We start from the raw sequence: 3,686 nt of genomic DNA on the forward strand, positions 1-3,686 counted from the left end.
CGCTGACCCTGCCTGCGGATGATGGGTGGCGGCTGGGTGCCGAGGGCGTGGGCACTCCGGGCGGTCTGACGTTCATCGCCGATGCCGGCGGGGCCGCGGCGCTGGCGGACGGTGAGGTCCGGGTAGCGGTCCGGGCGGCGGGAGTGAACTTCCGGGATGTGCTGGTGGCTCTGGGGGTGGTGTCTGCTGATGCCTTGGGCCTGGGCGGTGAGGGTGCGGGTGTGGTGACCGAGGTCGGTCCCGGTGTGAGCGGGCTGATGCCGGGCGATCGAGTGATGGGCGTGCTGGCGGACGCGTTCGCACCGGTGGTGGTCGCTGATCATCGCGCTCTTGTTCCGGTTCCGGAGGGGTGGTCGTTCGCTGACGCGGCGGCGGTCCCGGTGGTGTTCGCGACGGCGTGGTACGGGCTGGTGGATGTGGCTGGTGCCCGGCCGGGTGAGCGGGTGCTGATCCATTCCGCTGCCGGTGGTGTGGGGATGGCCGCGGTGGAGATCGCGCGTCACCTGGGGCTGGAGGTGTTCGCGACCGCGAGTCCGGCCAAGCACGACGCGCTGGTGGCGATGGGAGTGGCTCCGGATCACATCGCGTCGTCGCGGAGCGCGGAGTTCGAGGAGCGCCTCCTGGCCGCGACCGGCGGTGAGGGCGTCGACGTCGTACTGAACAGCCTGGCGGGCGAGTTGGTGGACGCGTCGCTGCGGATGTTGCGCGACGGTGGCCGCTTCGTGGAGATGGGCAAGACCGATGTCCGTGACGCCGGCGCGGTGGCCGCGGAGTATCCGGGGGTCAGGTACCAGGCGTTCGACCTGCTGCCCGCGGCGGGGCCGGAGCGGCTCGGGCGGATCCTCGCGGAGTGCGTCGGATTGCTCGCCGAGGGCGCCCTGTCCCCGCTGCCGATGACGGTGCGTGATCTGCGGCAGGCGCCGGAGGTGTTCCGGCTCATGAGCCGGGGCGAGCACGTCGGCAAGATCGTGTTGCGCGTTCCCCGTGGTCTTGCCGGGGACGGCACGGTGCTGATCACCGGTGGCACCGGCACGCTGGGTGGTCTGCTGGCCCGGCACCTGGCCGACCGGCACGGGGTACGGCACTTGACGCTGGTGTCGCGGCAGGGGCCGTCTGCGTCCGGGGCACAGGAACTGGTCGAGGAACTGACCGGACTGGGCGCCCAGGTACGGGTGGTGGCATGTGATGTATCGGACCGCGCGGCGGTGGCCGGGTTGGTGGAGGGAATTCCGGCGGACCACCCCCTGACCGCGGTGATCCACACGGCGGGTGTGCTGGACGACGGGACGATCTCGTCGTTGACCCCGGAGCGGGTAGATGTCGTGATGCGTCCGAAGGCGGACGCGGCGTGGTACCTGCACGAAGCGACTGCCGGGCTGGACCTGGACGCGTTCGTCCTGTTCTCAAGTTTCGCGGCGACTTCTGGTGCTGCGGGGCAGGGCAACTATGCCGCGGCCAACGCGTTCTTGGATGCTCTGGCGTTGCACCGGCAGGCGCAGGGCTTGCCGGCGTCGTCGTTGGCGTGGGGCTGGTGGGCCGATGCCAGTGGTATGACCGGGCATCTGGGCGGCAGCGACCACGCCCGGTTGGGCCGGGCCGGGGTGCGTGCGATGCCGGCGGCGGAGGGGTTGGCGTTGTTCGATCTGGCCTGCCGACGCCCGGAAGCGAACCTCGCCCCAGTCGGACTGGAGCTGCCACGGCATGGCGGATCCGGGCAGGTCTCGCCGCTGTTGCGAGGAGTGGTGACCGGTGGGTCGACCCGGCCGGTCGCCCGAGCAGGCGGTCAGGGCGGCTCCGGTCTCGCTGCTCGGCTGGCCGGCTTGACCACTGCTGATCAGCAACGGCTTCTTCTCGATCTGGTGTGTGGCCATGTCGCGACTGTCTTGGGGCACGCCTCGGCAGGGGTCGTCGATCCTGAGAAGGCCTTGCGGGACATGGGCTTCGACTCGCTTACGACGGTCGAGCTGCGCAACCGGCTCGCGACGGCGGTGGAGTTGCAGCTGCCCGCGACCCTCGCGTTCGACCACCCGACCGCCTCGCGGCTGGCCACCTACCTGCGGCAGCGGCTGACCGGCGCGGCCGAGGCCATGCCGATGGCTTCCGTCGTGGTGAAGGCCGAGCCGGACGAGCCGATCGCCATCGTCGGCATGGGCTGCCGGTTCCCCGGCGGGCTGTCGTCGCCGGAACAGCTGTGGGATGCGGTGGTGTCCTCGGCCGACGTGGTGGGTGACTTCCCCAGCGATCGAGGCTGGGACCTGACCGGTGCCGACTTCGCCCGGCTGGGTGGATTCATCGAGGACGTGGCCGGGTTCGACGCCGATTTCTTCGGTATCTCACCGCGTGAGGCGTTGGCGATGGATCCGCAGCAGCGGTTGTTGCTGGAGACGGCGTGGGAGGCACTGGAGCGGTCCGGCATCGACCCGAACACGCTGAAGGGCAGCAGGACCGGGGTGTTCGTGGGCGGGGGAAGCTTTGGGTACGACACTGTCGGGGCCGCCGCCGACGAACTGGACGGATACCGGCTCACCGGCGGCTCGGACAGCGTGCTGTCGGGGCGGATCGCGTATGTGCTGGGGCTCGAAGGGCCCGCGATCACGGTGGACACGGCGTGCTCGTCGTCGCTGGTGGCCCTGCATCTCGCCGTCCAGGCCCTGCGGTCCGGGGAATGCGATCTGGCACTGGCCGGCGGTGTGACGGTGATGTCCGCACCGGCGATCTTCGCCGAGTTCGCCCTTCAGGACGGGCTGGCGGGGGACGGCCGCTGCAAGGCGTTCGCCGCGTCGGCCGACGGCACCGGACTCGCAGAAGGCGTTGGACTGGTCGCGGCGGAGCGGCTGTCGGACGCCAGGCGCAACGGCCATCGCGTGCTGGCGGTGGTGCGGGGCTCGGCCATCAACCAGGACGGCGCGTCGAACGGACTGTCGGCGCCGAACGGACCCTCGCAGCAGCGAGTGATCTTGCAGGCGCTGGCCAATGCCGGTCTGACCACGGCCGAGGTGGACGTGGTGGAGGCGCACGGCACGGGCACCCGGCTGGGTGACCCGATCGAGGCCCAGGCTCTGTTGGCGACTTATGGACAGGACCGGCCTGCGGACCGTCCGCTCTGGCTTGGGTCGCTCAAGTCCAACATCGGTCACACCCAAGGCGCGTCAGGTGTGGCTGGTGTGATCAAGATGGTCCTGGCGATGCAGCACGGTGTGCTGCCGCAGACGTTGCATGTGGACCAGCCGAGCACAGAGGTGGACTGGTCGGTCGGCGCGGTCGAACTGCTGACCGAACAACGGCCGTGGCCGACGGCCGACCGGCCGCGACGGGCGGGCGTGTCCTCGTTCGGGATCAGCGGCACCAACGCCCACCTCATTCTGGAGCAGGCTCCTGAGGTTGAACCGGCCGCTGTTGATGTTGTTGCTCCGCCGGTGGTGCCGTGGGTGTTGTCGGCCCGGTCGGAGTCGGCGCTGCGGGAGCAGGCGCGACGGCTCGCGGCGCATCTGGAGGCGGACCCGGAACTGGAACTGGTGAGCGTGGGCGCGACGTTGGTGTCGACCCGGGCGAGCCTGGAGCACCGGGCGGTGGTCCTGGGCACCGACCGGGAGGAGCTGATCGCCAGGTTGACCGGGCTGGTTGAAGGGGAGCCCGGTGCTGGTGTGGTGACCGGGGTGGCCGGTCGGAGTGCGGCTGGTGGGCGC

The 3,686-nt window shown here is 70.6% G+C and carries 1 protein-coding gene; it reads left to right on the forward strand.

Annotation, left to right across the window (positions count from 1 at the left end; all coding sequences use genetic code 11):
* Window positions 1–3,686, forward strand: a 3,686-nt coding sequence (locus AQJ67_RS44190; protein WP_159058958.1) for a type I polyketide synthase, incomplete at both ends; no start/stop codon positions are given.

It is taken from the genome of Streptomyces caeruleatus (genome assembly GCF_001514235.1).
In the GTDB taxonomy this organism is placed as follows: Bacteria; Actinomycetota; Actinomycetes; order Streptomycetales; family Streptomycetaceae; genus Streptomyces; species Streptomyces caeruleatus.